Here is a 3,219-nt window from a genome sequence, read left to right as displayed (position 1 = left end):
GGCGGTGGTGACGTCGGTGACACGGTATCCGGGGGTGTCCCACGGCTGGCGCGCCTCGGGGTTGCCGCGGATGAACGCCGTGGCGCGGCTCAGCAGTTCCTCGCGGCTGTCGGCCAGCTCGTGCACCAGGCCCAGCTCCCGGGCGGCGGCGGGGCGGTGGCCGCGGCCCTCCAGGAGCACTCCGGTGAGCGCGTCGGCGATGCCGAGCAGCCGGACGGTGCGCACCACGCCGCCGCCGCCGGGCAGCAGCCCGAGGGTCACCTCGGGCAGGCCGACGCGGACGCCGGGGGCGTCCAGCAGGACGCGGTGGTGGCAGGCGAGCGCGATCTCCAGGCCGCCGCCGAGCGCGGAGCCGTTGATCGCCGCGACGACGGGCCGGCCCAGGGTCTCCAGGCGGCGCAGGGCGGCCTTGACGCGCAGCCCGAGGTCGAAGACGCGCTGGGCGTCCTCGGGGCGCGCGGCGATCAGGTCGTTGAGGTCGCCGCCGGCGAAGAAGCTCTTCTTGGCCGAGGTGACGACGACGCCGGTGACGGTCTCGCGCTCGGCCTCCAGGCGGTCGGCGACCGCGGTCAGCGAGGCGATGCACGCGGCGTTCATGGTGTTGGCCGACTGGTTCGGGTCGTCGAGGGTGAGGGTGACGATGCCGTCGGCGTCACGGTCCCAGCGGATCGTGGGGGTCTCGCTCATGGTCTCGCGGCTCTCTTCTCGGTTGGCGGGGGTCACCCGGCGGTCAGACGCGCTCGATGACGGTGGCGATGCCCATGCCGCCGCCGACGCACAGGGTGGCCAGGCCGCGGCGCAGGTCGCGGCGTTCCAGCTCGTCGAGGAGGGTGCCCAGGATCATCGCGCCGGTGGCGCCCAGCGGGTGGCCCAGCGCGATGGCGCCGCCGTTGACGTTGACCTTCTCCAGGTCGAGGCCCATCTCCCGGACGAAGCGGAGCACGACCGCGGCGAACGCCTCGTTGATCTCGACCAGGTCGATGTCGTCGATGGTCAACCCGGCCTTGGCCAGCGCCTTGCGGGCGGCCGGGGCGGGGCCCGTGAGCATGATGGTGGGCTCCGAGCCGATGACGGCGGCGGAGACCACGCGGGCCCTGGGGGTGAGCCCGAGCCGTTCGCCCGTCTCGCCGCTGCCGACCAGGACGAGCCCGGCGCCGTCCACGATGCCGGAGGAGTTCCCCGCGTGGTGGACGTGGTCGATGCGCTCGACCCAGTGGTAGCGCTGGAGCGCGAGGGCGTCGAAGCCGCCCTGCTCCCCGATGGCGGCGAACGAGGGCTTCAGGCGCGCCAGGCTGTCGGCGGTGGTGCCGGGGCGCGGGTGCTCGTCGCGGTCCAGGACGGTGAGCCCCGAGCGGTCGGTGACGGGCACCACCGAGCGGTCGAAGAGGCCGTCCTTCCAGGCGCGGGCGGCGCGCTCCTGGGAGAGGGCGGCGTACTCGTCCACGTCCCGGCGGGACCAGCCGTCCAGGGTGGCGATCAGGTCCGCGCCGATGCCCTGCGGAACGAAGCCGACCGCGTCGCTGGTCGCCGGGTCCATGGCCCAGGCGCCGCCGTCGGAGCCCATGGCGACGCGGGACATCGACTCGACGCCGCCCGCCACGACGAGGTCCTCCCAGCCGGAACGGACCTTGGCGGCGGCCAGGTTGACCGCTTCGAGCCCCGAGGCGCAGAAGCGGTTCTCCTGGACGCCCGCCACCGTGTACGGCAGGCCGGCGGCGACGGCGGCGATCCTGGCGATGTCGGAGCCCTGGTCGCCGAGCGGGCTGACGACGCCGAGGACGATGTCGTCGATGGCGGCCGGGTCGAGCCCCGGGAGCCTGCGCGGGAGTTCGCGCAGCAGGCCGGTGACGAGGTCGATCGGCTTGGTGGCGTGCAGCGCGCCGTCCGGCTTGCCGCGCCCGCGGGGGGTGCGGAGGGCGTCGTACACATACGCTTCGTGGGTCACGGTGTCTCCTGGGGGTCCTGCCGGTTCGCGGGGTGCCGGTCGGCGAGGAGCGACCGCCCGATGACCTCTTTCATGATCTCGGTCGTGCCGCCGTAAATGGTCTGAAGGCGCGCGTCGGTGAAGGCGCGGGCCACGGGGTATTCGGTCATGTACCCGTAGCCGCCGTGCAGTTGGAGGCAGCGGTCGGCGACGCGCTTCTGGAGCTCGGTGGCCCACCACTTCGCCATCGCGGCCTGGACGCCGTCGAGGCCACCGGCGTGGTCGGCGGCGTGCGCGCCGGCGTGGTCGGCGACGCAGCGGTCCACGAACGCCCGGGTGACGGCGCACTCGGTGGCCATCTCGGCGATCTCGAACCTGACGTGCTGGAGCTCGGCCAGCGGGCCGCCGAACGCCTCGCGCTCCCTCACGTACCGCTGGGTCAGCTCCAGCACGTGTTCGGCGGAGGCCGCCGCGCCCACGGCGATGCTCAGGCGCTCCTGCGGGAGGTGGGCCATCAGGTGGCCGAACCCGCCGTGGAGGCGGCCGAGCAGGTTCTCCTTGGGGACGCGGACGTCGGTGAAGAACAGCTCCGCGGTGTCCTGCGCCTTGTGGCCGATCTTGTCGAGGTTCCGGCCGCGCTCGAAGCCGGGCATGCCGCGTTCGACCACGAGCAGGCTCAGCCCCTTGGAGCCGCCCTCGGGGGTGGTGCGGGCGACCACCACGACCAGGTCCGCGAGGATGCCGTTGGAGATGAACGTCTTGGCGCCGTTGAGCAGCCAGTGGTCGCCCTCGTCGGTGGCCGTGGCGCGGATGCCCTGGAGGTCGGAGCCCGCGCCCGGCTCGGTCATGGCGATGGCGGTGATCAGCTCGCCCGAGCAGAATCCCGGCAGCCAGCGCCGTTTCTGCTCCTCGGTGCCGAGGGCGGTGAGGTAGGGGCCGATCACGTCGTTGTGCAGGGTGACGGCGAAGCCGCGGGCCGCGGCCTTGGCGAACTCCTCGCACAGCACGGCGCCGTAGCGGTAGTCGTCCGCTCCCCCGCCGCCGAACCGCTCCTCGACCGCGAGGCCGAGCAGCCCCTGCCGCCCGGCGGCCAGCCAGGTCTCGCGGTCGACGATGCCCGCGCGCTCCCACCGCTCCTGGTGGGGCGTCACCTCCTTCGCCAGGAAGGTGCGGACCATCTCGCGGAACGCCTCGTGCTCGTCGTCGAAGATCTGTCGCTTCATCGGGGGTCCTCGGCGCCGTCCTCGTCGTCCTGATGGCGGGGCTCGGGCGCGGGTGCGGTGGCGGACGGGGTG

The 3,219-nt window shown here is 73.7% G+C and carries 3 protein-coding genes; all 3 read right to left on the bottom strand.

The genetic code is table 11. From position 1 onward, the window contains the following. The coding region (locus ADY01_RS34420; protein WP_199826384.1) for an enoyl-CoA hydratase/isomerase family protein at positions 1-687 on the bottom strand (687 nt) is incomplete at its 3' end. 43 nt (positions 688-730) lie between these two features. Then, the gene (locus tag ADY01_RS34415) at positions 731-1,945 is read right to left on the bottom strand and encodes an acetyl-CoA C-acetyltransferase (RefSeq protein ID WP_049580709.1); all 1,215 of its coding nucleotides are present in this window, start codon (positions 1,943-1,945) and stop codon (positions 731-733) included. Beyond that, positions 1,942-3,147: an acyl-CoA dehydrogenase family protein gene (locus ADY01_RS34410; protein ID WP_049580708.1), complete on the bottom strand. Its 1,206-nt coding sequence runs from the start codon at positions 3,145-3,147 to the stop codon at positions 1,942-1,944. The genes ADY01_RS34415 and ADY01_RS34410 overlap by 4 nt, the downstream gene beginning before the upstream one ends. Positions 3,148-3,219: the final 72 nt, after the last annotated feature.

This window comes from Streptomyces sp. SBT349 (assembly GCF_001083795.1).
In the GTDB taxonomy this organism is placed as follows: domain Bacteria; phylum Actinomycetota; class Actinomycetes; order Streptomycetales; family Streptomycetaceae; genus Streptomyces.
This window is presented reverse-complemented; position numbering and strand designations above follow the sequence as displayed.

Coding starts and splice junctions, on each gene's coding strand:
- ADY01_RS34410 (WP_049580708.1), bottom strand. CDS start 3,147: ATGAAGCGACAGATCTTCGACGACGAGCACGAGGCGTTCCGCGAGATG.